Origin of the sequence: Paenibacillus sp. FSL L8-0333 (genome assembly GCF_037965665.1) — a bacterium.
GTDB lineage: Bacteria > Bacillota > Bacilli > Paenibacillales > Paenibacillaceae > Paenibacillus_AQ > Paenibacillus_AQ odorifer.
This window is the reverse complement of record NZ_CP150186.1, coordinates 4955446-4982232: the sequence shown is the minus strand read 5'-3', so window position 1 is coordinate 4982232 and position 26787 is coordinate 4955446. Positions and strand designations below refer to the sequence as shown.

25 protein-coding genes are annotated in these 26787 nt (G+C 40.5%); 19 read left to right on the top strand and 6 right to left on the bottom strand.

The genetic code is table 11. The features are described 5' to 3' along the window. Positions 1 to 309 precede the first annotated feature (309 nt). From NYE72_RS22385 to NYE72_RS22335, 11 genes are all read left to right on the top strand, one after another. Positions 310 to 1077 (top strand): nucleotidyltransferase domain-containing protein, encoded by a 768-nt coding sequence (locus NYE72_RS22385; RefSeq protein ID WP_076148236.1) that lies wholly within the window; start codon positions 310 to 312, stop codon positions 1075 to 1077. 286 nt (positions 1078 to 1363) lie between these two features. Continuing rightward, positions 1364 to 2146 carry an SDR family oxidoreductase gene (locus NYE72_RS22380; RefSeq protein ID WP_076148238.1) on the top strand — a complete coding sequence of 261 codons (783 nt, stop codon included), beginning with the start codon at positions 1364 to 1366 and terminating at the stop codon, positions 2144 to 2146. A 405-nt stretch (positions 2147 to 2551) separates the two neighbouring features. Continuing rightward, positions 2552 to 3406 (top strand): hypothetical protein, encoded by an 855-nt coding sequence (locus NYE72_RS22375; RefSeq protein WP_076098601.1) that lies wholly within the window; start codon positions 2552 to 2554, stop codon positions 3404 to 3406. Between the two features lie 178 nt (positions 3407 to 3584). Then, entirely contained in the window at positions 3585 to 4028 is a 444-nt protein-coding gene (locus NYE72_RS22370; RefSeq protein ID WP_076104336.1) for a GNAT family N-acetyltransferase, read from the top strand. A 122-nt stretch (positions 4029 to 4150) separates the two neighbouring features. After that, positions 4151 to 4591: a DUF6678 family protein gene (locus tag NYE72_RS22365; RefSeq protein WP_051491267.1), complete on the top strand. Its 441-nt coding sequence runs from the start codon at positions 4151 to 4153 to the stop codon at positions 4589 to 4591. 308 nt (positions 4592 to 4899) lie between these two features. Then, positions 4900 to 6084, top strand: coding sequence for a glycosyltransferase (locus tag NYE72_RS22360; protein ID WP_076148241.1), 1185 nt, complete (start codon positions 4900 to 4902; stop codon positions 6082 to 6084). 202 nt (positions 6085 to 6286) lie between these two features. Next, positions 6287 to 7351 (top strand): serine hydrolase domain-containing protein, encoded by a 1065-nt coding sequence (locus tag NYE72_RS22355; protein ID WP_326047003.1) that lies wholly within the window; start codon positions 6287 to 6289, stop codon positions 7349 to 7351. A gap of 114 nt (positions 7352 to 7465) precedes the next feature. After that, positions 7466 to 8575, top strand: coding sequence for a hypothetical protein (locus NYE72_RS22350; protein WP_038572617.1), 1110 nt, complete (start codon positions 7466 to 7468; stop codon positions 8573 to 8575). 154 nt (positions 8576 to 8729) lie between these two features. Then, the gene (locus NYE72_RS22345; RefSeq protein WP_076104339.1) at positions 8730 to 9188 is read left to right on the top strand and encodes a GNAT family N-acetyltransferase; all 459 of its coding nucleotides are present in this window, start codon (positions 8730 to 8732) and stop codon (positions 9186 to 9188) included. A gap of 28 nt (positions 9189 to 9216) precedes the next feature. Beyond that, on the top strand, positions 9217 to 10689 hold the full coding sequence (locus NYE72_RS22340; protein WP_326047002.1) for an amidase family protein: 1473 nt from the start codon (positions 9217 to 9219) through the stop codon (positions 10687 to 10689). Positions 10690 to 10888: 199 nt separating this feature from the next. Continuing rightward, positions 10889 to 11464 carry a dihydrofolate reductase family protein gene (locus NYE72_RS22335; protein ID WP_038572611.1) on the top strand — a complete coding sequence of 192 codons (576 nt, stop codon included), beginning with the start codon at positions 10889 to 10891 and terminating at the stop codon, positions 11462 to 11464. Positions 11465 to 11605: 141 nt separating this feature from the next. On the opposite strand, the gene NYE72_RS22330 is transcribed toward NYE72_RS22335, so the two are convergent. Next, entirely contained in the window at positions 11606 to 11803 is a 198-nt protein-coding gene (locus NYE72_RS22330; RefSeq protein WP_036683067.1) for a hypothetical protein, read from the bottom strand. Between the two features lie 186 nt (positions 11804 to 11989). Between NYE72_RS22330 and NYE72_RS22325 the strand changes: the two genes are divergently transcribed. The 4 genes from NYE72_RS22325 (at position 11990) to NYE72_RS22310 (ending at position 14930) form a co-directional block, all read left to right on the top strand. Continuing rightward, a complete protein-coding gene (locus tag NYE72_RS22325; protein ID WP_076104341.1) occupies positions 11990 to 12340 on the top strand; it encodes an MmcQ/YjbR family DNA-binding protein in 351 nt (116 codons plus the stop codon). Between the two features lie 77 nt (positions 12341 to 12417). Further along, entirely contained in the window at positions 12418 to 12609 is a 192-nt protein-coding gene (locus NYE72_RS22320; protein WP_036683062.1) for a hypothetical protein, read from the top strand. Positions 12610 to 12853: 244 nt separating this feature from the next. Next, positions 12854 to 13618 (top strand): GNAT family N-acetyltransferase, encoded by a 765-nt coding sequence (locus NYE72_RS22315; protein ID WP_339210413.1) that lies wholly within the window; start codon positions 12854 to 12856, stop codon positions 13616 to 13618. Positions 13619 to 13790: 172 nt separating this feature from the next. Beyond that, complete coding sequence (locus NYE72_RS22310) at positions 13791 to 14930, top strand: 5-methyltetrahydropteroyltriglutamate--homocysteine S-methyltransferase (protein ID WP_326047000.1); 1140 nt, start codon at positions 13791 to 13793, stop codon at positions 14928 to 14930. Between the two features lie 441 nt (positions 14931 to 15371). Here the strand turns inward: NYE72_RS22310 and NYE72_RS22305 are convergent, their stop codons facing one another. From NYE72_RS22305 to NYE72_RS22295, 3 genes are all read right to left on the bottom strand, one after another. After that, positions 15372 to 16313, bottom strand: coding sequence for an NAD(P)H-binding protein (locus tag NYE72_RS22305; RefSeq protein ID WP_036683055.1), 942 nt, complete (start codon positions 16311 to 16313; stop codon positions 15372 to 15374). 78 nt (positions 16314 to 16391) lie between these two features. Beyond that, the gene (locus tag NYE72_RS22300) at positions 16392 to 17291 is read right to left on the bottom strand and encodes a LysR family transcriptional regulator (RefSeq protein ID WP_036683054.1); all 900 of its coding nucleotides are present in this window, start codon (positions 17289 to 17291) and stop codon (positions 16392 to 16394) included. A 91-nt stretch (positions 17292 to 17382) separates the two neighbouring features. After that, complete coding sequence (locus tag NYE72_RS22295; protein ID WP_036683052.1) at positions 17383 to 18573, bottom strand: coenzyme F420-0:L-glutamate ligase; 1191 nt, start codon at positions 18571 to 18573, stop codon at positions 17383 to 17385. A gap of 147 nt (positions 18574 to 18720) precedes the next feature. Here NYE72_RS22295 and NYE72_RS22290 point away from each other — a divergent pair, with 147 nt between their 5' ends. The 3 genes from NYE72_RS22290 to NYE72_RS22280 all read left to right on the top strand — a co-directional run bounded on the left by NYE72_RS22290 (position 18721) and on the right by NYE72_RS22280 (position 21462). Further along, entirely contained in the window at positions 18721 to 19917 is a 1197-nt protein-coding gene (locus NYE72_RS22290) for a macrolide family glycosyltransferase (RefSeq protein ID WP_036683050.1), read from the top strand. Then, on the top strand, positions 19914 to 20861 hold the full coding sequence (locus tag NYE72_RS22285) for a YafY family protein (protein WP_339210409.1): 948 nt from the start codon (positions 19914 to 19916) through the stop codon (positions 20859 to 20861). Before NYE72_RS22290 ends, NYE72_RS22285 begins: the two co-directional genes overlap by 4 nt. A gap of 67 nt (positions 20862 to 20928) precedes the next feature. Next, the gene (locus NYE72_RS22280; RefSeq protein WP_036683215.1) at positions 20929 to 21462 is read left to right on the top strand and encodes a DinB family protein; all 534 of its coding nucleotides are present in this window, start codon (positions 20929 to 20931) and stop codon (positions 21460 to 21462) included. 92 nt (positions 21463 to 21554) lie between these two features. Here the strand turns inward: NYE72_RS22280 and NYE72_RS22275 are convergent, their stop codons facing one another. Beyond that, a complete protein-coding gene (locus tag NYE72_RS22275; protein ID WP_036683046.1) occupies positions 21555 to 23171 on the bottom strand; it encodes a response regulator in 1617 nt (538 codons plus the stop codon). A 4-nt stretch (positions 23172 to 23175) separates the two neighbouring features. Continuing rightward, entirely contained in the window at positions 23176 to 24915 is a 1740-nt protein-coding gene (locus NYE72_RS22270; RefSeq protein ID WP_036683043.1) for a sensor histidine kinase, read from the bottom strand. A gap of 347 nt (positions 24916 to 25262) precedes the next feature. Here NYE72_RS22270 and NYE72_RS22265 point away from each other — a divergent pair, with 347 nt between their 5' ends. Then, positions 25263 to 26738, top strand: a complete 1476-nt coding sequence (locus tag NYE72_RS22265; RefSeq protein ID WP_036683041.1) for a carbohydrate ABC transporter substrate-binding protein — start codon at positions 25263 to 25265, stop codon at positions 26736 to 26738. Positions 26739 to 26787: the final 49 nt, after the last annotated feature.

Below are 26787 nucleotides of genomic sequence, written 5' to 3'. Positions count from 1 at the left end.
TATTTCAGCCATCTTTTGCAGACTATTTGAATTTGAATTAATTCATGAAGCATACAAAGAAGGGATTGGGATTGATTTCGTAATTGATACAGATACAGACCATGTTTATACACCAAGGTATTAAACTAACGGGAAACGTTAATTTAATAAAAACATGTAAGCAGCCGCTCAAACAACCGGCTGCTTTTTCATTAAAGCTAACGGGCAGGATAGTTGAATGATTTCGCGAATAACTTAAGTCATGACGAATTTACGAAGTTCGCAAAAAGGCGTTAGCCGAAAGAAGTTCTTAGTTTAGGAGGAGTCTATATGATATTAGAAAAAGTTATAAATAGAATTGAAATACAAAGTGAATATAAGGATTTTGTTGATAAGTATATAGATAATATACTTACCGAATTCAAAGGTAAGATTCATAGCATTTATATGTGTGGCTCGATTCCAAAAGGAACTGCTAAACCTTTTAAGTCAGATGCAGACTTTACTATTGTATGTGTAAATCCCAAAGATATTGATTACGAAAGATTGTCAAAAATTAAAGACAGGCTTTTGGAAGAATATCCAATAGTAACTAAGATTGATACGATAATTTGCTCGATTGACGATGTATTAAGTAAACCAAATGAGTGGGGTTTTTGGGTAAAGATAATTTGTGTTTGCATATATGGTCATGACGTTGGTGAAAAAGTACCACCGATAATTATTTCTCCAGAGTTCATTTTAGACTTAAATACAGAGACCAAGGAGGAAATAGATCGTATACATAGTTTACTTTCTAATGCTAGTGATAACACAATGAAAACTAGATATATTAAAGGTTACTCTAAGAGATTAATTCGTGCATTATACTCTTTGGTTTTAGAAGATACAGGTGTATGGCAAGATGACATTATTAAGATGAAGAATGCCCTATTAAACTATTGTGAGATTGACTCCGCTTTAGTTGATTATCTGTATGCTTGTTACTTGGATAGTAATGTACTTGTTGAAGAGTTTCTGGGAATTGCAGATGAAGTATGTAGCTATTTTGAGAACGTCTTAAATGCAATGGCTGCTTCCAGAACTTCCTTCGGCTAACACCATATTGACGCTCCGGGTCACTCTGAGAAGCGAGTGACCACATCCAGCCCCCTAAGCCCGTCGGGACGTCACAGCGTTAGGTGTTTGGCAAGCCTCACAACTATAAGCAGCGACTCTAATTAAAACATATGACTATTGAGCTAATGGGAACTTTAGTTGAATAATACACATTAATGAGCAGGCGCTACGGTAGCCTGCTGTTTTTATTGAAGTAACGGGCAGATTTGCACAATAGTCACCGCAGTTTAATGCGACTTCAAAATAAAAAGGAGAGAAAAGACCCATGAATACTACACTTGGCAGATTAACAGGTCGAATCGCAATAGTAACAGGTGCAAGTCGCAGCACAGGAATCGGTGCTGCAGTGTGCAAAGAGTTGGCCTATCTAGGCGCTGATGTATTTTTTACACACTGGGTTAGTTACGATCAACAGATGCCCTGGGGTAGCAATAATGAGGAGCAAAAGCAACTTTGTGAGGAAATACGTTCCATGGGCGTTCGTTGCGAACACCTAATGATGAATCTTTCTGTACCTGAAAGCTTTGTGGATTTATTAAATAACGTTGAGCAGAAGCTGGGAGAACCTTCCATTCTTGTTAACAATGCTTGTTATTCGGTTAACGATGACTTAACCACGATTACCCCAGAGTCTTTGGATGCACACTACGCAATTAATGTTAGGGCGGTAACTATGCTTAGTGTGGAATTCGCTAGACGGTTTACGCAATCGGCAGGTGGTCGAGTTATTAATATGACATCGGGCCAATCACTAGGTCCCATGGCTGGTGAAATCTCTTATGCCACAACGAAAGGGGCAATAGATGCTTTCACACGAACTTTTGCAGCAGAGGTGGGACCGAAAGGCATCACCGTAAATGCGATAAATCCTGGACCCACAGACACCGGCTGGATGACTCCTGACCTACGACAGCAGTTATCTAAGCAATTTGTAACAGGTAGAGTAGGATTGCCTAAGGATGCAGCTCGTCTGGTTGCATTCTTAGCCACCGATGATGGGGAGTGGATTACCGGCCAAGTTTTACATTCCACGGGTGGATTCAACTAACGGAGAACGATAGTTGAATAATACATTACATTGATAAGCAGGTGCTTCGGTATCCTGCTCTTTTTATTAAGCTAACAGGCAGGATTGTTTAGAAAGTCCCTGATTGTATTTACCTATGCTTACTGTTAATCTAAACAATAGAGATGCAAACAAAGGAGCATAAACTTATCATGTGGAATACTCTGTAAAGATTAACAATTTGAAAGGATGCCTGAAATAGTGACTACACTATTTTATTAGGTATGCTTTTCTTTAATCTTATAGGGTATGCAGGAAAAAGTGTATCATATACCCATCCTGCGGATACCTGATGGTATCCGCTTTTATTCGTGGGAAACAGCATAACAGCATCTCTATTGATTCCTACCTGTTTATCCTTCTACTAGCGAGTGGAGGAACTTTGTTATGCGATCGAAGTTAGTCTTGATTGAGGGAATGCCAGGATCTGGTAAAACAACAACTGCTCAGCAAGTTCATGAAATTCTTACGGAAGTGAACATTACATCCCAGCTTTTTTTAGAAGGAAATCTGGAACATCCTGCTGATTATGATGGAGTCGCTTTCTTTAAGAAAACCGAATGCGATGAATTATTGAATACCCGTAAAAAGTTTAAAGATTTGTTGAGTAATCTAATGATTAAACAAGGTAACGATTACTTCCTGGAATATCGGAAAATAAAAAATGAAGTCTGGTCAAGTTTTCCAGATGAATTGCATCACGCAGTTTTTAAACATGATATTTATGAATTGCCGCTAGATCAAAATAGGAAACTGATAACAGAAAGATGGAAGAAGTTTGCGGATCGTGTTTTGTATGGCGCAGACACCTTTGTTTTTGATTGTTGTTTTATACAAAACCCTGTAACTATAGGCATGATTAAACATGGTGCGAAGAAGGAAGACGTTATAAGTTATGTTATTGAACTGGCAACAATTGTAGAGCGATTGAATCCATTGTTGATATATGTACAGCAGAATGATCTTGATCATTCTTTCAGAAAGGCTGTAAAGGAAAGACCTCAGGAATGGTCAGAGGGATTTATTGAATATTACACGAACCAAGGGTATGGAAAAGAACAAAATTATAAAGGGTTAGATGGAACACTGCAGGTTCTTAAAGCAAGAAGGGAACTGGAAGAAGAAATTTTTAACAGATTAAACATTACCAAGATAAAAGTTGATAACTCTTCTTATAATAAAAATGATTATAAGCAAGTTTTAGAGGGCATTTTATCAGAATATTATAAAACAACAAACTAATGAGAGATTGGATTCTAATGATTACAGGCTGAAAAAGAGGCAATCTATAAAGCTTACGGGAAACGATAGCTGAGGAGCATTGCCATGACAATGCTCCTCTTTTATTTGTTAAAGTTACGGGCAGGATTGCTTCATCAATTGTCGAATCCTTTGCTTGAATATTTCTATAAAGGGGGGGATGGAAATTAAAATACGAGAAGTTGTAGCAAATGATTATACTGAAGTTGTTTTTTTATGGAATGATGTACTTGGCGTTCGCAATGTTAATATTGAAAACTTTCGAGTTACTATGGAAAACATGAATAAGGCTGGAAATTACAAAACATTCGTTGCATTATTTGAAAATGATGTGGTTGGTTTTGTCACTATAGTTCAGGCGTTATCCGTAGGGTCTTCGAATGGTTATCTACATATTCAAGGGCTTGCTGTTAAAAAGGAATTACAGCATAGTGGGATAGGTACAGAACTACTAAGATACACTGAAAATTACGCTAAAGAAATGGAAATATCAAGTATTATTTTATGTAGCGGATTTAAGCGAACCGACGCCCATGCTTTCTATGTGCATAATGGCTATGACAAAGATTCATACTGCTTTGATAAGATTATTAAACTTGACTAATTTTGAATATGTAATAGCCGAGCAGCCATTTTGTATTAAGTTAACGGATAACGATAACTCAATAACGACACACGGGCAGGTCAGCGTGGGATTTATGTTGTTATTCAGGAGGATTTTTAATTGTGGGTTTTGAACAGGATTTTAAAAAAAGGGTACATGAAGTTATTACACAGAAACAATTATGTTCAGTTATGAATGACACTAAGTGGGGAAACTTACAAAGTGATGTACTAAATAAACTACCTTTTACCCCTCCATATCAAGCTAAGTATGTATTAGACGATATACTTTATCCAGAGAACTTCGAAAACGACGTCTGGTATTTAGGGGATTGGATAGAAGGACTTTCACCTTTTTTTTCTGTAGAATGGATACGGGTTAGACCAAGGTATCAGAAGCACAAGGGGAATCTGCTTCCTCCTGAATTAATTGACATAAGTAAAGAATTTCTTTCGATTTTACATGAATTAAGAATTCCGTATAGAGAAGAAAATAATACATTTTTCATTTATGGATATATATCAAATACAGACTCACTTTTCAAAGGTAATCAATTGAGCTAACGGGACACGTTAGTTCAATAAACCAGCGGCAGTCTAAAACTTTATTTACTCAGACACCAACTTTCATTTAATTTGATCATATTACATGTTCGAAGATGCTTTCGGACACAGTTGGCCTTTAACTAAACACAGAACATTAATCCTATCGTTACTGGAGGTTGATGCACTGTGTTTTTTTCTGCGGATTTCTTCGTTTGCTTCGCTCTATAGAAAATCATGAAGTTAATATTCAGTTGAGGATCTCATCACTATCTGTTTACGATTCAGAGTTAGAGTTAGAGAAGGCCAAGCGAAAAAGGAGCTTTCTCATGAACACAGATCCTAAAGTACTTATTGTAACTTCGGCATTTGGAGACGGGCATATCAAAGTAGCAGAAGCAATTGATCATTCTTTTAGACGTAGAGGGATCAGCCGGATTGTTACCTTGGATCTTTTCGCTGCAGTCTACCCTAGTCTGAATGAGCTGTCCCGCAGATTCTATCTGAACAGCACAGGTTATACTCAAGAATTTTATGGATTAGTGTACAAGTTGACGAGCAAGATTAAACCAGACCAGTTCATGGGTAAATGGATTCATTCTATGGGCAAGCGGAAAGTGCAAAGGATCATCGACGAGATTGGACCGGATATTATCATTCATACCTTTCCCTATTTGGCCGCTGCTGAGCTTGCATCAACAAAGGGAAGACGAATCCCCCTTTTCACTGTCATGACGGATTATGTGGTTCATGGCAGGTGGCTTCATCCACAAACCTCGAAGTATTTTATTGCTACGGAAAGTATGAAAGCAGAACTGATGTCATTAGGTATTGCTGAAGAAAAGCTTGTGGTTAGCGGGATTCCGATTCGTGAAGCTTTTAAACAGACTCAGGAACGTGAAGGCCTTTTACGTAAGCATGGACTAGATGGAAATCGACATTATCTATTACTTGCGGCAGGGGCTTACGGCGTGTTGAGTGATATTAACCATTTAATAATAAGGGCGCTGCAGCAATCAAACTTCGATGTAATGGTATTGTGCGGGAATAATCATAAGCTCCAGATGGCTACGGAAGAGCTTTTTCAAGAGAATCCTCGGGTTCACATACGGGGTTATACAGAAGAAATGCAGGAGCTAATGTGCATATCCTCCTGTCTGTTGACCAAAGCAGGGGGGATTACCTTGACTGAGGCGATGGCTCTAGCACTTCCTGTAATTGTCTATCGTCCGCTCCCCGGTCAGGAGGCAGGCAATGCAGAATGGTTGTCTGAGCACAATTTAATAGAGATTGCCCGAAACGAGGAGCAGTTAGTAGAGCAGCTTCAGAGATTGGAGCATCTGGGGTACAGGGATGGAAAGGTGCAGGATATGAAGAACTTTTCCCGGAAATCAGCCGCGGATGCTATCGTTACTGAGGCTTTAGAGGTTATCAAGCTGCGGCAGCCGTCTGTTTCAGCCGTAAAATCTATGGTTGTTGAAGGGCAGGCGAAGACGATTCATGGATATTATTAGCAAGGTAGAAAGACCACGCGTTGTGGGTCCTCTAATTGGAGGCTGGCTCGGAAGCTCGGAAAATGAATTGCTGCCTTTTCAAGTAAGCGACTGTTTATTTGATTATAATTATTTATTACCAGATAAAGGGTCGATAAGATGTTATTATTTGTATGGGTGAATTTATTGAAAATGGTGCTTTATTGTCATTGGAGAGGACAAAATGTACACGAATCAGAAGATAGAGGATATCTTGCATGAAATGCTAATCAAGTTTGTGGAAAATGAAAAGTTTCCGGGATTAGCGGCCGGAATCGTAAAGGACAACCGAGTTCTGTTTACTGGTGAATATGGGACGGCAAATTTATCGACGGGTGATCCTGTAGTTCGTGGCACTTTGTTTCACCAAGCCTCTGTCTCCAAAACCTTCGTAGCAACCGCCATTATGCAATTAGTTGAGCGTGGTAAGGTAGAATTGGATGCCCCCATCACTAAATACCTGTCATATTTTAAGTTAGAGGATGAGCGGTATCAAAATATAACAATAAGACAGCTTATGAATCATACCTCCGGTATGCCTGATGAGGAAGATTATGCGTGGGATCGCCCTGAATACGACGAGCAAAGTCTTGAACGATATGTAAAAGGGATAGGTCACCACAAGCTGTTAAGCCAACCGGGAGAGAAATTTGCCTATAGTAATATAGGATATGAGATATTGGGAGATATGATAGCAAAAGTCAGCGATATGAGCTTCGAGCAGTATATGGAAAAAAATATTCTTGAACCAACAGGAATGCAGTCCAGTTCTTTTCTTAAACAGGAGGTTGAAGCTTATATTGCTGCACCTCATGTGCTTGGAGCTACCCATGAATGTGGTGGCTGCGTTAGTAGTGTTTTTCCATATAACAGGGCCCATGCCCCTAGCTCCACTTTATATACCCATGCCGAAGATATGTGCCAATATCTGTTGATGCATCTAAACGGTGGAACAGCCGGGAACGGCAATGAAATCCTCCAGCCAGGTAGCTATGATGAAATGTGGAAACCTCATGCACAAACGGGCTATGATCCGGAAAATGCACAGATAGGATTGGGCTGGTTTCTAGGAGAATATAAAGGTTCTCGTATTCTCTCACATTGCGGCTGGGATACTGGATTCTTAAGCAATCTGTTCCTGCTTCCCGATGAAAAAATCGCTATTTCTGTTATGAGTAATTGTGACTATGTCAACATGGGCAGTGTATGCTTCCCAATCCTTGATCTGTTGCTTGGCTCCAATATTTAGAACGAGTCTGTAACTGATTTTACAACTTCATAACAAGGGGCTTCGTACTTTATAACATTCGTAACTTAAAGTACATGTAAGTCAAGCCCACTTACACTATGGAGGTTATGAGAAATGAAGAGTAAAGATGTGAAATCAGCCCTTGGGGTGATCGCGATATCCGGTGGTCTGCTGGCCCTGACTGCTTTGGCAGTGCCCAAAATCGTCGCTTACACTACAGTGAACCAGAATGTGTCTCAAGCGAACGTTTCCTACACGCAAGAACTCAACCAGAAGCCTGCTGTTCAACTGGCGAGCAGCCAGATCCCGGTACTTAAGGTTGCAACCAAAACACCAGTCTCGACGATCAAGTCTTATTTTGAGCGCACAGTCACCGCTGAAGAAATTAAGCAGATTAATGAGTATGCAGAGAAGGCCAGGCTCACTGGCAAGGATGAACAGCTTACGCGGCAATTTACGGACCAGGAGAATAAGCGGCGGATGTTATTGGATGATCAATACAAGTACGATGGTTTACGGCCCAAGCAGAAGCTACCTTTGAAATCAGGGAGCTCCGAATTTTATCTGGATCAAAGCAAATTTACCTATGTATTTCCTAAGCGCGAACTGACCGATGAAGAAATGCTGCAATTGATCGACTGGAATTACCGTTTTAATTATGTGGTAAGCCTCAATCTTGTCGTGGCACAGCCAGATAAGAAGGACATCAGTCAGGATGAAGCCCTACGCAGAGCAAAAGAGAGCGTAAGCCGTCTATTCGGTGTGGATCTCTCTAAGTTGCAGGCTCAGACCTCATATCATAAGCCTTTTCCTGATTCGAAAGGGCAATGGTTCGTTAATTTTCTACCTTACCGGGCAGAGACACTGCGGGCTCAGGATAAGTCCTATTTCATGTATAATACGTTCGTGGATGCAAAGAGTGGGACCGTACTGGATACTACGATAGTGGATCTGTCCTATAAGAGAACTCCGATTACAGCAGCTATAAATAAAAAGATTAGCCAGGATTCCAGCTGGCTTCAAGCCGCTAAATCCATTGTGGTGGACAAGCAGGGCGAGACCCGTGCGATAACCAGCTCCTCTATCATTAAAGACAGTGCATATGACAAAAGCGGAGTGGTAGCGGTCTTGGTCAAACTGAAAGACGGTAGCACCTACACGGCAGAGCTGCGCTATCCCGAGAAGACGCTGCGCTGCCTGATCTATACACCGGTTTCTAAGTAATGAAGTGAACCAGCGTTATAACCTACTTTAGTATTTACAACCTACAGCAAGCCCCACTCGGGGCTTGCTGCTATGCATTTTGAGAGCTGGTGGATGACTATTGTGAGAGCAGACATGGGTATAGGAATTTCTTTTTACAAGAAGGGATGGTTAGATGCTAGATATTAAATCCTTACAAGAATGTCCTCTTCGTCAAAATGAGCTTATTAAGTATGTCAAAAAACGGTGGCCAAAAGTACAACAAGTTGTGCTCCCCAATATACAAGAAAGTTTAATCTCAAAAGATGAGGAGTTTCCTTTTACATTTTTGCTGTTGAAACATGATGTAATCATCGGGTTTTATCAATTAATTGAGCAGGAATTTATAACTCGAAAAGATTTATCACCTTGGATTGCGCCATTGTTTATTGACGAAAGTGAGAGAGGCAAAGCACTAGGAGCCGTTCTGTTGGAGCATGCCAGAAAAATAGCTGGACAACTAGGTTATGCAAAAGTCTACTTGGCGACGGATCATATTCTTTATTATGAGAAATATGGATTTAAGGAGATAGGTCTGGATAACTTCGAGTGGGGACGGCCCACCAAAATATATGAACATGACACTATTACATAAATGACCCAAATGGAAAGCAGGAGTTATCATGGAGCATATCTTCGAATTAGCAAAAATAAAGAGTGAAGAAATAACGATACTCGAACTGCAGGATGCAATGGTAAGAGGGGATGTTAGTTCTAGGGAACTTGTTATGTATTACATGTATCGGATAGCAACGTTTGACCAGAGTGGTCCCATGATAAACTCTATTATGGAAATGAATCCAGATGCGATTTTTATTGCCGAGGCATTAGATCAGGAGAGAAAATTAAGCGGAGCACGAAGTCTTTTACATGGTGTGCCTGTATTATTGAAAGGAAATATTGAAACGAATGATAAAATGCATACAACCGCTGGCGCATTAGCTTTGGAAAACCATGTTAGCTCAAACGATGCTTTTCTTGTCCAAAAACTAAGGGATGCTGGGGCAATTATACTTGCAAAAACAAATATGACGGAATGGGCAAATGGGATGTCATCATCCATGTGGGCTGGGTATAGCTCAATAGGAGGACAAACCAAAAATCCATACGGGGATCATTTTCCGGGGGGTTCCAGTACGGGTTCTGCCGCTTCTGTTGCAGCCAATTTTTCAACAGTAGCCGTGGGGACAGAAACGTCTGGCTCTATTTTAAGTCCAGCTGTGCAAAACGCGATTGTTGGTTTAAAGCCAACTGTAGGTCTAATAAGTAGATCAGGCATAATTCCATGGTCATATTCTCAGGATACAGCTGGACCTATGGCAAGGAATGTGACAGATGTTGCGATCTTATTAAATGCACTTACGGGAAAAGATGAAAGTGATCCTGCTACTTGGAAAAATGAATATTCTACTATGGACTACACAGCATTTTTGGATAAAGACGGATTAAATAAAGCGACCATAGGCGTTTTTAGAAATGCTCTACCTAAGAATTATTGTGACATGGGTGAATATGATGAACATTTATTTAATGATGCTGTGGCTAAATTAAAAGATTCTGGAGCCAACATAATAGAAGATATAGATATTCCATCGTTCCATAGAGAGTGGAAATATAACAAAATGAATCTTGAATTTAAGCATTCCGTTGAAAATTACTTATATAACCTTCCGGCTCAACTTCCTGTCCATAACCTAAATGAATTGATTGAATGGAACGAGCGGAATTCGGAAAAGGCTTTGAAATATGGACAAGATATGCTGAACTATCGATCACAGCTAGATAAACCGTTGAATCATTCGGAATATATTGTAGAGTCTATCTCTGACTTATATTATTCGCAAAATATAGGGATCGATCATGCTTTAGAAAAGTATGGATTGGATGCAATCCTGTTTCCTGCTTATGTCGGAGCTGATTTAAGTGCTAGAGCAGGTTATCCAACTATAGCAGTGCCCGCAGGCTTTCAAGAGAATGGAAGAGCCTTTGGGATCACATTTGCAGGAACGGCATTTAGTGAACCGACACTCATTCGGATTGCATTTGCATTCGAACAACAAACGAAACACAGAAAAATGCCGGCTCTAAAGAAATGAAAGATGATTTGAAAATTAGAAAAAGGTGCATTTACAAACGAACGTATGTTTGCTAAAATGTTGATGTGGATAAAAATACCAAAGTGAAGAAAAGAGCGTTTGAGATTAGCAATCCATAAAAAACAACCCAAGTTGAATTCTGCTAAAATGTAGTTAATGTCTAATGTAGATATCCTTCATGAACAAAGGAGAACTGAAAATGAGAAAACTCGTTCTATTTCTTCACGCATCGCTTGACGGTTTTGTAGAAGGGCCGAATGGTGAAATGGACATTGGCTGGGTTTCCTACGATGCTGATTTGGAGAACCATGCGAAAGAAATTCTGAGTACTGCCGACACTGTCATTTGGGGACGTGGGACTTATCAGATGATGCACAGTTACTGGCCATCTGTCCCTTCGAACCCATCAGCTTCGCAGCATGAACGGAATCATGCCGAGTGGATCGAAAAGACAGCTAAGATCGTTTTTTCCACGACGCTGGAGAAAGTCGAATGGAATAATTCCAGACTCGTGAAAGAAGCTGTCGAGGAAGAGATCAATAACCTCAAACAGCAGCCCGGCAAGGATATGGTCATCCTCGGCAGTCCTAGATTCGCACACCACCTTATGCAGCTTGATTTAATTGATGAGTATAAAATTACGGTTTCTCCCGTCCTGATCGGTAAGGGATTGCCATTATTCCAAGGTCTCAAGGAGAAGAGAAATCTTAAGCTAATCGAAAACAAGACCTTTGATTCTGGAGCCATAGGTCTCGTTTACCAGACGGTAAGATGACCTTGTCACTTAAGGTGATTACGCTCACGAGGAACGTTATTGGAACGACAACAGCGGCAGTCTAAGACTTTATTTATCAAGTCTTGGTCCGCCGCTGCTTGTTTTAATGGATCCAGTCTAATACTTTATTTTTACCAAACACTAATCAGATGTTGGTTCTTTCATAAACCATGAAATATGGGTGCATCGCTTACAAATAAGGATGGCAGCGTTTTTGTTCGCCCAGTCAAAGCCTAAAAATGATGCGCCGCTTGTGTTAAGCAGTTTATAATCCAGATCAAAGGTATCGTTTTGACAGCAAGGACAGGTTATTGGTGCGCCTGCAGCACTGTATCTCATTATAAAAACCTCCTGTAGATTTGTATATTACTTTAACGTATTTAAGGTTATTTAGGTTTCGTGCACTTGAAAGGATTACTCACGAGTTCATTTTGCCAAGGGCAAGAGTGTTAGGTTTATTTCAGTTATAATATTTGATATAAGGTATACAGGATTCGTTTTAATGAAGAAGGTGAGGGACTGATTTTGACCCATAATATTATCGAATACTGTTTACAAAAGAATGGAGCAACAAAGGATTTTCCTTTCGGCTTCGATCCAATGGTGATCAAAATTGCCGGTAAAATGTTCGCGCTTATATTTGAGAATAAGGGGAATTATGCTTACATAAATCTAAAATGTGATCCGGTGATTGCAGGGAACTTGCGAGAGCAGCATGAGAGCGTTCGGCCAGGATACCACATGAACAAAAAACACTGGAATACGATTGTTTTGGATGGCTCCTTACCAGAGTCGGATATCTATTTAATGATTGATCATTCTTACGATATGGTTGTCAAAAATCTCCCTAAAGCCCTCCGACAAACGATATACTGAATGTGGCATTAAGTTGTCGTTTAAATGGCAATGAACTGGTATAATATGGTTTATAATCATGGGAAGGAGTTGTATTTATGTCTGACTTTTTTAATTCAGGACCTAATCCCAATTTGTCGGACCCTGCAGGCCATAAAGCAAACCATGATGTAAATGCGCAAAAATATCATACTGAAGGCGTTCCAGGATTCTGGAGTGAGGTAACCAATCTGTTGATCGTTGTGGCTATAATTGCTATCATTTTTTTAGTTATAAGGTTTGTTTTATGATTACCCTGGTTTAGAGTGAAGACATTGACTTTTAGGAGGCGGTTCCATTGGTAACTATCATTAGGTGGACAGAATTTAGAAGGATAACGCCTACTCGTCCATAAACTGCGTATTTCCTTCTTAATGAGGGTACTAGATGCAAGAATATAAAATTAGTACAATGAAAGACTATTCAAAGCAATCGATTGATCAAATCCGCATATTAGAACATCTTTGCAAGACGTCCGACAGATCAAGTTTGAGGGTGGGTATAGAAAGCCTTAAGGAGATAGACGGAGATGAGGCATTCTTGTGCCAGATCGATAACCAATTAGTCGGATTTCTCAGTTGGTATACTTCGGATGGCATCGAAGCTAATATTAACGGAATGGTTCACCCGGACTTTCGTCGCCAAGGTGTATTCCACGACTTACTGAAAAGTGCCGCATCAGATATGCAAATGCAAGGCATACAAACTTGCCGTTTTAGGATACCTTCTAATTCTGAATCAGGGATGGATTATATACGGTATTTAGGGGCAAGTGCTGCACCGTCTGAATTCCTCATGGTTTTTAATCGGGCACAAATCGCTGGATCAAGCCACTCCGGTTTAGCTGTGCGATTAGAAGAAGATCAGGATTTAGAGTTCATGGTTAAATGTTCATCACAAGCTTTTGGTGATTCAGAGTCCTGGACTAGGAATTATTTAACTCGTACAAGAGAACCGGCACGGATTACTTACATTGCTGTGGACAACATGATTCCGGTTGGGATGATCAGAGTCAATTATTTAGATACAAATACTGCGGTTATACATGATTTTTGTGTGCTTCCTTCGTGTCAAGGCAGAGGATACGGTCGTGAAATTCTTTCAGAGGTAGTTAAAATCTTGCGAGATCAGAAGAATTCTCAGATTCGTCTTGGCGTGGTCACTCAAAATAGAAATGCATTATCCCTCTATCAGTCGGTTGGGTTCGAGGTGACTGCGGAGTTTAATTACTATGTAATATCCGTCGATATGATTTGTTAAGGAAGAGGCGCTACTCATGCGCCTCTTCTTTTTTTATCATGCCCTTCTAATTATCACGCTGAATCTAGCTATAGTTAATACTTATAACCTGTCATAGCTCATTGGTAGATCGGTATAGTCAGTCGGTTATGCTATATTAATTCTAATAATTTGTTTACGAGGAGATTAATATATGAGCATTCAGACCAAACCCCAAAAACGAACCGTTACTCCATTTCGATATGATATCGTGGGCAGCTTCCTGCGCCCCCAAGCGTTGAAAGAGGCTAGATTAAAATTCAAGAATGGTGAAATTACTGCCGGGCAGTTGAAGGAAGTAGAGAACGACGAAATCGTTAAGCTCGTGCAGAAACAAAAAGAGGTGGGTCTTCAAGCGGTAACCGATGGTGAATTCCGCCGCTCTTGGTGGCACCTCGATTTCTTCTGGGGACTTGACGGTGTAGAACGCACAATTATTGATCAAGGTTACCAATTTAACGGTGCAGAGTCCAGACCAGAAACAGCCCGACTGACCGGAAAAATAAGCTACAGCAGCCATCCTTTTGTTTCGCATTATGAATTTTTAAAAGGTGCTGCTGGTGAGGACGTTGTTGCGCGTCAATCGATTCCTGCGGCTGCACAATTCCTGTTCGAGCTAGATCGGGCGGAAAACAAGGAAAGCACAAATGAATTATACCCGAATCGCGAAGAGCTTATCTCGGATATTGCCAAAGCATACAAAGCATCGATTCTTGCCTTCTATGCAGCGGGCTGCCGCAGTATTCAAATCGACGATTGTACGTGGGGAGCGCTTTGCGACGAACAGTTTATAGCGTTTATGAATCAGATTGGCGTGAACGTAGCTGAATATGCAAGCGAACTTGCAAAATTGAATGAGGAAGTTGTAACCGGTCTGCCGGAAGATCTTGTTGTAACGACCCATGTATGCCGGGGCAATTATGTTTCGACTTATGCTGGAGTAGGTGGAGGCTACGAGCCTATCGCGCAAACGCTTCTTAATATCAATAACTACTCGGGTTATTATCTGGAGTTTGATACCGAACGTGCAGGCGACTTCAAGCCATTGCGCTTCTTGAAAGACAATCAGCAGGTTGTGTTAGGTCTGTTCTCATCCAAATTTGGTGAGCTTGAAAGCAAGGAAGATATTCTGAAGCGTATTGAGGAAGCGAAGCAATACGTTGATCTAAACCGGATTTGCCTTAGCCCGCAATGTGGCTTTGCTTCCACGGAAGAAGGCAACCACCTGACAGAAGAGCAGCAATGGCGTAAGCTTGCTTATATTAAAGAAATTGCTGAAGAGATTTGGAACTAACTCTAATTAAAAAGTAGACAGAGACAATACACCTTTAGCCATTCGGATGTTCATCCGTTCGGTTAAAGGTGTATTTTGTTCTACAGTGAGCATACCGATATACTTGGCCAGTTCTATCTATACCGTGACGGAGGATTAGGGAAAACCTCCCTAATAAAAGCCGATAATTGCTCTAAATGAATGAAATTAGGGAATAACTCCCTAAAAAACAGAGCAATATCAAGAATTACCGCCAAATCAGTTAAATTTCAGGGAAGAATTCCCTGATTATTAGTCTGATGACCAGAATCCTCTGGTAATAAGGGAGGAATTCCCTAATTATCTCCAGGGCGAGCATATGATTGAGCTTTACGGAGTTTTTTTGCCACGCTCAGTATAAAAGAAATCACCCCCGTTTAATAAACGGGGGTGATTTAGCCTAAGAAGTAAGAGTGTCAGCTTTTAATTGTCTTTAGAGTGTCTTTCGCCAACCTGGAATTCATCGGCATGTTCAAACATATATTTCACGGTCAGAGGGTCATGACCAGTAAGTTGTTTGAAGTCGTCTGTATAAACATCCATTTTTCCTTCACGAATAGCTTGTCCGAAAGTAACCATACCTTCTGAAGAAAAGGGTGCTTCGGAGCCTTCTTTAAATGCACCGTCGGTGGTTCTAGGCACGCCCATTGCTTCGAATACGGCATAATTTTCTTCATCCGTGTTTTCTTTGTAGGTGATATGATTGCCCGTTACTTCATTACCAATCTTAATGAAATCGGTAATTGTCATCAATTCAAGTCCGTTGATATTTAGAATCGCTTCCTGATAATTATTGGAGGCTAGGGCATACGCAACGGCTTTTGCGCAATCCTTCCGCGAGATATAAGCCATTTTACCGTCACCTTGATTGTTTGTTAATACCCCGTCACCCTTCACATACGTGAAGTAATTGGTAATCATGGCTTCCGCGTATTGGGAATTCCGAAGGAAGATATAATCTAGCCCAACGCTTTGAATATAACGTTCGGTATACACATGGTCGATTTTTTCTACGCTTGGATTGCTTTCATCGGCTGCGTTTACTAGAGAAGTATAAATGATCTGTTTGACTCCAGCTTCTTTGGCAGCATCGACCACATGTTTTTGTGCATTTTGGCGTTTTTCTCCAACAAAAGGCATGGAGATTAGAGCGAGTTTATCGGCATGAGCAAAAGCTTCGGCAAGGCCGTCCTTGTTATTAAAGTTGGTCACATGTGTTTCAATCCCTTGTTCCGCATATTCTTTCAAACATGCTGGATCGTAAGCGCAAAAAATGATTTGGTCTTTATCTACCAGCTCCAACAAATATTCCGCAGCTTGCTTCCCTAGATTTCCATCGACACCAGTCAACAATAATTTACCCATGATCGTTGTCACTCCTTGTTGAAATGAATTATACCCTTATAGTATGTGAAAAAAGTAACATAGTCTAACACATAAAACTTATGGTCGATTGCTAAATCCAATTTGGATTTGTTGCAGGAAGGAAGGCAAGGCCGGGTTTGTATTATTTTTGAGATAACCTGCTTCGATTGCAAAGGTATGGTGTGAATCATCTAAGGGAATTAGCCGGACTTCATCTTGAAGATAAGCGAGCTGATAGTTATCCGGGAAAAAGCCAATCAAATTCTCCGTGATGATATAAAACAATTCTGTCTCCACATCGTCTGCGGTTCGAAGAATGTTCGGCTGATAGCCGTCTTCAATTGCATGCTGGATCATTAGATGATAAGAGTTTCCAATAGCTGTTGGATTCAGCATGACTAGTGGATGTTCATATAACTCCTCTTTGGCGATCGATTCGTGATGAAACAGGGGATGGTGGTGACTCACAGCCGCACAATAACGTCCCTTATACAAGGGATAGGTTACAATGTCCTCTTTTCCTTGAAACTCGGAATCAAAGGCAATAGCCACGTCGTAAATCCCTTTTTGCAAGTATTCTGCAATATCTTTTAGCAATACTTTATTCAGTTCCAGCTTAATATTCGGATGATGATCCTGAAACGAGGGAATCAATTTCAACAAACTTTGGATATCCGTCATCGCCGCATATTCGATACTCAAGGATTGCGTATTATACTTTTGAAAGTTTTCCATGCTCATCTTCATATGGTTATATTGCTTCCAGAGGATGAGGGCTTCGCCATAGAAAAGCCATCCGGCTTTGGTTGGCTCAATAGGGATCTGCTTTCTGTCAATCAATTGAATGTTGAATTCCTCTTCAAGCGCGGCGATTTGTTGGCTAATGGTGGTCTGCGATACATAGTTCTTTTTAGCTGTTTCCGTAAAATTTCTGCATTCCACGAGATCTATAAAATATTTAATCCTTCTTATGTTCATAGTATCCTCCGCATGCCGCTGTTTGCTTTTATTATAACCCAGAAAGTAAAAAAGAGAGCCTCGTTTAGAGACTCCCTTTGTTGTACTACTCTTATTTTGTGTAGTTATCGAAATAACCTTGGATATAAATCATTGGTGTTCCTTTATCGCCACTACCAGAAGTCAAATCAGATAATGATCCAATCAGGTCAGTTAATCTACGAGGTGTAGTCCCTTGGGCTTCCATCGCACCAACTAGATCATCATTTTTATTCTGGATGTATTTAGAAATAGCTTGTTTTAACTCTTCACCACGAAGATGAGAGAAGTTGTTATCGGCCAAGTATTTCAATTTTACTTCATTTGGTGTTCCATCAAGTCCGGCGGTGTAAGCAGGGGAGACAACTGGATCTGCCAGCTCCCAGATTTTTCCGACTGGATCTTTGAATGCTCCATCGCCATAAACCATAACTTCTACAGTTTTACCTGTCATTTCTTTGATTTTTGCTTGGATACCATCCACGATAGGCTGGCAGTTATTTGGAAATAGCTTTACACTTTCTTCTGTTGCTTTATTTGATCCTAGCAGACCATAGGCTTCGTTAAAGCCGCTGCCATCGATTGATTGTGTAAGAATATCATCCAAGCCAAATACTTTTTCAGCACCGTTGTTTGTGAGAATACGTTTGGTTCTGAAGCGAGTGTGAATATCGCAAGTTAATACATTTTTTGTATAGTTTAAAATGGTTTTTGGGTTGTTGGAGAAGATGACTTCACAAGCCACACCTTCAGCTTCAATTAAACCTTTATAATAATCAATATAGTCAACCCCTGTGAATGGGTGCTTAATATAGCCGAAAAACTCACGGAACTGAGCTTCTGTTAATACATCCGTCCATGGATTGATACCTTTAGCATCTAGTTCGTCGATGTCTACAAGGTGGTTGCCTACTTCATCAGCTGGATAGCTTAACATTAGGACTACTTTTTGTGCCCCTTTGGCAATACCGCGTAAGCAGTTAGCAAACCGGTTACGGCTAAGGATTGGAAAAATAACACCTACGGTTTCTTCGCCGAATTTCCCCTTTATATCAGCAGCAATATTGTCAATCGTCGCATAGTTTCCTTGTGCCCGAGCAACAATGGATTCAGTTACGGTCACAATGTCACGATCTTCGATCGAAAAACCCTCGACTGTTGCTGCATTCAATACCGTCTGAACTACGATTTCTTCAATGTTATCCCCATTGTTAATGATAGGTCCGCGAAGTCCACGTACAACTGTTCCAACTACTCTTTCCAATATGATCTCTCCTCTAATAAGGGTATACTCTATATTATTAAAATGGTTTTAAAGCCTATATTACTATACCCTTTTAGAGCGATATAAGTAAAATTAATGTTTATAATATCTAATATAAAAATGATTTATAGTTAAGGAGGATTACAATTGGCGCGTGTGTTATTTATTAATGGTGGATCAGAGGGACATATCAATCCCACGATTGGCGTTGTGGAAGAGCTTATTTCGCGTGGCGAAGAGGTAGTGTACTTTTGTATAGAAGCTTACAGAGAGCGTATGGAAATGACGGGGACTACAGTACGAACATTTGACGATCAGAAATTTATACAAGCTTTTATCTCAGGTGGAAGAAATTATGTACTGGAAAGAATCAACGGCCTTTTACTTACGGCAGATATAGTTATTCCAAGCGTTCTTGAACAGATCAAAGGGGAGCATTTTGATTACATCATCCATGATTCTATGTTTGGTTGTGGACGTTTGCTAGCTCAAATTCTTAAGCTTCCGGCCATTAGCTCCTGTACTTCTTTTGCGCAGACAAAAGCAGCATTCGATGAAATGTTAGAACAATTTTATACTACCGTTCCTGCAGAAGTAACTAATCCTATAAAGGATAAATTCCAAAGCTTGACGCAAATGGTGAAGGGCAAATATGATGTGGACATCGAATCCCCTTATGAAGTGTTTTGTAATCCTGCCCCACTTACTATCGTTTATACAACTAGGGAGTTTCAACCTGAGGGAGAAGCTTTCGACCCGTCTTATATCTTTGTAGGACCCTCCATCTCTTCACGATTAGCTCCAGAAAACTTCGACCTCATGGCAATTAAGGGGAAAAGTCTAATTTACATTTCACTCGGCACAGTTTTTAACCAAGCCATTGAATTCTATAAACTTTGTTTTGAAGCATTGGGGAACACGGAGCACACTATTGTGATGTCAATTGGAGATAAAGTCCAAATCACTGATTTAGGGGAAATTCCGCAAAACTTTTTCGTGAAAAATTATGTTCCACAAACGGATATACTGCAATACACAAAGTTATTTATTACACATGGTGGAATGAACAGTATCAATGAAGGGCTTTATTACGGGGTTCCGCTAATTGTAATTCCACAAAGTGCGGATCAGCCAATAATTGCGAAGCAAGTCGTCCATGTCGGAGCAGGCATTAAGTTACAAATGCAAAGTTTAACTGCAAATCACCTACGAGAAGCCGTAGATCATGTATTAAGCGATTTATCTTATAAAAAAGCTGTCTCCAATATCAGTGAATCGTTTCGGAACTCGGGTGGGTATCGACGAGCTGTTGATGAGATTGTTCGGGGAGGGGGAGTCGTATGAACAAAATGGACCGGTTGTTAGCTATAGTGCTTGAACTGCAGCGTAACAAAATGTTGCGGGCGGAGGATTTGGCTGCTAGGTTTGAAACGAGCGTAAGAACGATCTATCGGGATATTCAGGCACTGAGTGAAGCGGGCGTATCCATTATAGGAGCGCCAGGGCAGGGTTACTCCTTAATCGAGGGGTATTTCCTGCCACCCGTTAGTTTCACGCTGGATGAAGCAGTGACATTGCTTATCGGAACTGATTTTATCGAGCAGCGGTTTGATGCACACTATGGTAATAAGGCTAGAAGTTCTAAAGCAAAGATAGAAGCTATCCTGCCGGAAGCCATCCGCAGTGAAGCATCACAGATTCGCAAAAGTTTTCGTTTATTTGCATCCGTAGAAGATATAGCACCCATACAAGAGAAGGCATGTTTGGAAGCCATTCGTGGAGCGATATTGAAGGGAAGGAAAATAAGATTTCGTTATTCCAAAAGAATCGCCGAAGCCGATGGGAACCGTCAAAGTATTCGTACGGTTGCTCCTTATGGACTTGTACTTCATCACGGGTCATGGGTACTCATCGCCTGGTGTGAATTACGTCAAGACATCCGTCATTTCCGGTTATCCCGAATGAGGGAGCTTATTAATCTGGAAGATGAATTTATACTGCCAGCAGATTTTCATCTGGAGGTATACCAACCTCCTGATGATCGCAACGTTCATGTGCTTATCTTAGTCCAAGCTGACATAGCCGATAAGGTAAGGGAATCAAATAATTTCTATATGGAAACTATTGAGGAGCATGCGGAGGGGTTACTTGTTACTTTTCGCGTTCGCGAGCCAGGGGAATTGCTGCAATGGGTGCTTGGCTGGGGAGGCGGTATGGTTGTGCTGGAGCCCGAATCTTTCCGTGATCAGGTTAGAAATGAAATAGAAATAATGTTAAAACGCTACTGACATAACGCTGTCAGCAGCGTTTTTGTATACTTGGACCATCAATGACTACAGGAGCTGATATATGATGATTACAACAAAAGAAGTCTTACAACGATTTGAAGAAACTGCGACATACTATATTCAAGAATTGGAGCGATTCAATCTGGAGCAGCTGAAGCAAAAGCCGAGTGAAAACGAGTGGTCCATCGGACAGATGTTTCAGCATCTCATTAACTCGGCGCTGTATATGCAGCTTCGTAATATTGATCAATGCCTTGTGCTCGACCAAGATCCCTTAGTAGCTCATGTGGGGAAAACTGAGGATGGTGCGGCTATATTTGCGCAAGGAAGCTTTCCGCCCATTCGTATTCAGGTTCCGCCTTCCGCCCAATATACGCCGGAGCAGCCGGAGAGCAAAGAACAATTAATTCAAGGGTTACGTACAGTCATCCAAAGAATGAGAGAGATCGAACCCTCTCTTGAGAAAGCGTCCAAACAAAATACCGTTTCTCACCCGCGATTCGGTGGATTATGCGCGGAGGAATGGTTCCTACTTATTGAAATGCACTATCGTCATCATCTTCTGCAGCTGGAGCGGTTAAACAAAAGAATTGTTGTTTAATTCCATATTTGCACCTAAAGAAGGGTTCATTCAGGTTGTGAAAGGATCATAAAATCAGGAACCGCATTCCAATAAAAAGAGTTGGAATGGTCTTAATTTCCTGAACCAAGCGTGGCCTGAACGTGATTCTTATATTCACTAGGATTAACACCAAAGTGTTTTTTGAATAACCGGGTGAAATAAAATTGATCGTGTATACCGATTTGCGTGGAAATTTCTTTAATGTATGGATTCCCTTTAAGTATTAAATCTGCGGCTTTTTCCATTTTCACAGTATTAATGTAGTGAATGATGCTTTGCCCCACTTCTTCTTTGAAGATTCTGGACAGATAGTTCTCACTTAAGTTGACATGCTTGGCAATCAGAGATAAGGTCAGCTTCTTCTGATAATGTGTGTTGATATAGTCAATCGCTTGTTTAACATCTCTATTGTGTGTAGTTACGATCTGTTGCTTTTGATGGGAGAATAATTGGAACACAAGCTCCATTATAGATAGAACGTCAGTGGTACGTTTACTGCTGGCGATATTTTCTATATAGTTCTTCAAAAGCTTTGGATCCTCGACAATGAGATGGGCATCGCATAAGGGAAGATAATGCAGACAATTTACAATGAACTTTTTGGTTTCAGCAGGATTAATTTGCTTGGATTTACAGATGTCAAGAAATTGCTGAGTTGCTTGAGTAACGGCTTCAACCCCTGAAAGCTTCCAGTTCTGAATTAATTGCGTTGAGAAATCATGTACATCCTCGAAGTCCAGCGTATCCTTTAAATGGACATCCTTTGGATCTATAATCGTTATTTCGTTGTAAAATTGAATTAGCAAGGATTCTTTACATCGTTCTAGGGTTCGTTTTGCTTCAGCATATCCCCGTACAGGATCAGAAAAAACAATGGTAGGGGTGATAGAAATATACATTTTGATTAACCGAATGACCCTCTGGATAAAGTCTGTGCGGATAATTTGATGATCGTCTAAGGTATCACAGGAGATTAGAAGCAGCAGCCCATTAGATTCAAGCTGAATAATTTCCAACTGATCTACGGTCTCCAAGATATCTAAGATGATGTTTTCAATAAAGGATACGGAGATGTGATTTTGTCTTTCGTTATGGGTGGCGTTATTCTGCTCAAAAGTAATGTAGAATAAATAACAGCTGCTTTCGCTGAAAGCAAACGTTATAGCCTCATGTTGATCAAGCTGCTGCACATCGTAATAAGGATCGGTGAAATAATCTTTTAGAAGCGCATTTTTCACGCTTTTTAAGTTATGTTGTAATAACTGTGTTTGGGTCTCCTGCTGCTGCCTAGATTGAAGCTGCTCTTGAATTAACTTCGTAGATTTCTCCAGCAAATGGATCAAATCCCCCGTTTTCATACTAATCTTCAGCATATAATCTACAGCACCAAGCACTAGGGCTTCACGAACTAACTCATACTCCCCGTGGTTGCTCGCCACCAGAATTTTTCCTGCAAACCCTCTGTTATTCAGTTCTTTTATCAGCTGCAGACCATCCATATTAGGCATTTTGAGATCTGTAATGATGATATGGGGATTAAACTTGTCTACAAGTGTTAAGGCTTCAACTCCGTCAGAGGCAGTAGCACAGATCATGTATCCAAGCTCTTCCCATGGAATCATGGTTCTGAGCGCAACTTTAACAATAGGTTCGTCATCCACTAGCATTACATTATACATAGGATACATAGTATCACCCCTTAAGTTCGTATGTTTGTATAGGGATAATCAGGCGGCAGCAGGTTCCATGACCCATAGAGCTTGTGATGAACAGCCCGTAACTCTCACCGTATTGAAGTTTAATGCGATCGGCCACATTTGAAATTCCGATACCCGACAGATTGTCAGCCTTTTCTGATTTGGTGGTGTCAAACCCTTTTCCGTTATCGATGATTTCAATAATAAGGGTATATTCATTTTTTGCGTATACCTTAATTTGGATTAGAACTTTTCCTCCTATATCTGTAACCCCATGAAGAATCGCGTTCTCTGCGATCGGCTGCAGGATGAGCTTGGGGATCATGCTCTGTAATAAAGACTCATCCAAGTCATATTCAATGTCAAACCTGTCGGCATAACGTATTTTTTGAATGGCAAAATAATGATCCAGATTGTTCAGCTCCTGCTTGATGGTGATTTGCTCATCTTGATCGATAATGGTACTACGCAGCAATTCAGCTAGTGAGGAGATGCCGTCGCTAAGGACGGGAACCTGGTTAATCATCGCCAGCCATCGTAAGGAGTTAAGTGTATTAAAAAGAAAGTGAGGATTAATTTGCGATTGCAGCATTTGCAATTCGAGCGAACGTCTTCTTTTCAGATCTTTCTTTTGATCCTTCATCAGCTGTTCCATTCTACTGACCATGCTGTTAATTCTATTGGCCAACACGCCCATTTCATCGTTGCTGTGATCTTCGATCCGACTCGATAGATCACCATAAAAAATTTGGTTGCAGAAGACGATGATTTGTTTGATTGGTTTCAGGATGCTTTTATACAATACGATAATAATTAGAATACACACGACTACAATGATGCTGACAACAATAAGTAGTCCAGTGGTGATTTTACTTGTCTCTGAATTGATATAAGAGAAGGGGACGGTAGAAATCATGTACCAGCCTAATTGATTATTGTTAATATAAGAGATTTGCTGCATTTTTCCATTGACCATGCCTTGGAAGGAATGGTTTTTCTTTGCCTCTTGTGTCTTGATTTGCTTAAAAAGCTCATCTTTATAATAGGGTTCTCCTAGCGGAGTATCCTTTTGATTCGAGGACATTACTTTTCCCTCCCTATTCATAATAAGGAGACTGGAACCTGTACCTAAATCCACACTGGAAAGAATGACTTTTGAAAATAACTCCCCACCAATAAAAACAAACACATGACCTAAGGGAACGCCAATGTCATCTTGATCAAAAATTTTCCGGCCCAGGACAATGGTATTGTAAGCGCGATAGCTTTTTACGTAGTTAAGACTGTCATAAGGGGCATTCAGCTCTACTTGTTTCATAATTTCTTCATACTTAGGATTGGGGATGCCGTCGTAGCCTAATTCATAGATAGGTTGGTTCTTGGCGTCGATGACCCGAACGTTCTGGACATATCCGGGGTAGATGGTTCTATATAAATTGTCCATGGCATGATTAATGGCAGCATTGCTAGGAGCGGGTTCATTTGGTGCTGCCGATAAACGCTCCTGAATAATACTATTGGTAGAAACAGAGCCTGCAAGATATTGATAGTTGTTAAGTTCACTTAACATCGTTCGATTAAGCAGCGTTAAAGCCTGAAATGTGGATTTACTTAATTTATTGTTAATGGATTTGGAGTAAATGGTGTAGGAGTAGAAACCTATAAAGATGATTGGGATCACAGAAACGATTAAGAAAATGACGGTTAAGCGATTTTGAATTTTAACCTTGCGCATGATTTGCGGAGGATTAGGAAAATGCAGCTTCCCTTTACGTCGACTCAGGTGGATGACCTCCCATTCACTATCTTTTACTTACAAGTTAACATAAAAAGAACAATGGAATATATATGCAGCGGCGAAAAGTGAGAATAATCTATGGAATGGATAATATTATCCATTCCGTTAACGGCTAAGTTTACAGGTTATGTGACCCTGATGAATAAGCTTATACGAGCTCGCATTGGAAGATGGATAAGATAATACATAGGTAGGTTTGTATTGTAAATGTAAATATAGCGTAAATCCTTCTATACTTAGATTATTAAAAAAGCGTTTACAAGAATATCTTAAGGAGGGCGTTTATGAAAAAGACTATGAGTACATTATTAGCAGTAATGCTGCTAGGTGTGGGGTTGCTCGGCTGCGGGAACAGCAATAATAAACCTGCTGCCTCTAATGAATCGGATTCAACGAAAGCTGCGAGCACAGCGCAAGCTACAAGTACAACGAACGCCGAGAATACTAAAGAAGAACCTGCTAAAGATTTTGATAACAAGGAACTTAGTATTGCTGTATTCCAAGGGGGATATGGTGCGGATTATTGGAATGAAATTGTCAGCAAATTCGAAAGTACTTATCCAGGTGTGAAAGTGAACATGACGATTAATCCAAAAGTTGGTGAAGTAATCCGGCCGCAGATTGTTGCGGGTAATCCTCCCGACTTCCTGTCTGTTACAGATACAGAGCAAAGTGGCATCGTGCTTTCATTAATTAAAGAAAAAGGACTGCTAGATATCAGCGATGTATTTGAAAGCAAAGCGCTTGATAAAGAGGAGACGCTTAAGGATATGATTCTACCGGGGATGCTGGACAGTACAAGATTTCAGCCCTATCAAGATGGAAAGACGTATCTCGCACCTTTTAATGCTGGACCGATGGGCTTGATTTACAATAAAACACTGTTCGCAGAAAAAGGCTGGAGTGTTCCTGAGACTTGGGAGGAGTTCTTTGCTTTAGGTGATGAGCTGAACAAAGAGGAGAACTACCTGGTTAATGCAGATGGAACTAAAACGAAGCGGGCTTTATTCACTTATCAAGGCATCTATCCGGATTATTTGGAGGAAATTCTCTACCCGGCCATTGCCAGTGCGGGGGGAAAAGAAACGCTGGATAAAGTCTTTGCATATGAAGAAGGTTCATTTAAGAACGACACGATCAAAAAAGTACTGGATATCTTCTATAAAATCTCTAAAGACGGTTATCTGATGGACGGCACGGTTGCCTTGAACCATACACAGTCGCAGACCGATATGATGATGGGTAAAGCTTTGTTTATCGTAAACGGCAACTGGATGGAAAATGAAATGAAGGATTCACCTAGAGAAAATGGGTTTGAATTTGGGATGACAACAGTACCTGTGTTCAATAAAGGCGATCAGAAGTATGTGCTTTCCAGCTACGAGCAATTCTCCATCCCTGCTAAGGCTAAAAATCCTGAGCTCGCTAAGGAATTCTTGAAGTTCCTGTATACCGATGAGTCTGTGAAACTATTCGCGGAAAAAGCGAATGGGGCGTATGCGCTTAACGATGCGAAGGAGCTGTCTAAGCCATTTTTGACTAAAGGTGTCTATGACATGTTTGAGGCTTATAATGGTTCCATTTCTATTCTACAGGGCTGGCAATCGTTACCGAAGGGTTCCAAGGTTAGTGTAGTCACTGAAATGTTCAAGAATACGGTCACACCAGTGATGACAGGCCAGATGACCACGGATCAATGGATGGATAATGTGGAAAAAGCTTTTGCACAGATTCGTAAAGAGAAAGCAGCTAGTAAATAATCTATAGTATCTCATGCAAATGCATCCTGTTAGGAATGGATAAGGTTAT